Origin of the sequence: Micrococcus luteus, from assembly GCF_022664405.1 — a bacterium.
Taxonomy (GTDB): Bacteria; Actinomycetota; Actinomycetes; order Actinomycetales; family Micrococcaceae; genus Micrococcus; species Micrococcus luteus.
Window position 1 is genome coordinate 1 of sequence record NZ_JAKRLB010000060.1, and the last position, 567, is coordinate 567.

Annotated in this window: 1 protein-coding gene; it reads left to right on the forward strand. The window is 66.1% G+C overall.

Going from position 1 to position 567, the window contains the following annotated elements; translation table 11 throughout:
* The coding region (locus tag MF605_RS11910; protein WP_242821302.1) for an integrase core domain-containing protein at window positions 1-567 on the forward strand (567 nt) is incomplete at both ends.

The following is a 567-nucleotide window of genomic DNA, read 5'->3' on the forward strand; positions in this document are numbered from 1 at the left end:
TGCACCTGGACGTGAAGAAGATCGGGAAGATCCCTGACGGGGGCGGCTGGCGTGCTCACGGACGGGACTCCGAGAACGCGCGAGCGGCCAAACGCGGGCCTGGCCGACGGGTCGGGTACACCTACCTGCACTCGGCGATCGACGGGTACACCCGCCTGGCCTACACCGAAGCGTTGGAGGACGAGAAGGCGGTGACCACGATCGGGTTCTTCTGCCGGGCGAGGGCGTTCTTCGCCGCCCACGGCATCACCGTGGACCGGGTGATCACGGACAACGGGAACAACTACCGGGCCGTGGACTTCACCGCGAAGGTGGTCTCGCTCGGGGGCCGGCACCACCGGATCCGCCCCTACACCCCGCGCCATAACGGGAAGGTCGAACGGTACAACCGGCTGATGGTCGATGAGGTCCTCTACGCCCGCCCGTACTCCTCAGAGCAAGCTCGGCGTGAGGCCCTGCAGGTGTGGGTGAACCACTACAACTACCATCGGCCTCATACCTCCTGCGGGGACGCCCCGCCAACCTCGTTGGCCCCGGCACGAGTCAACAACGTCATGACCTCTTACA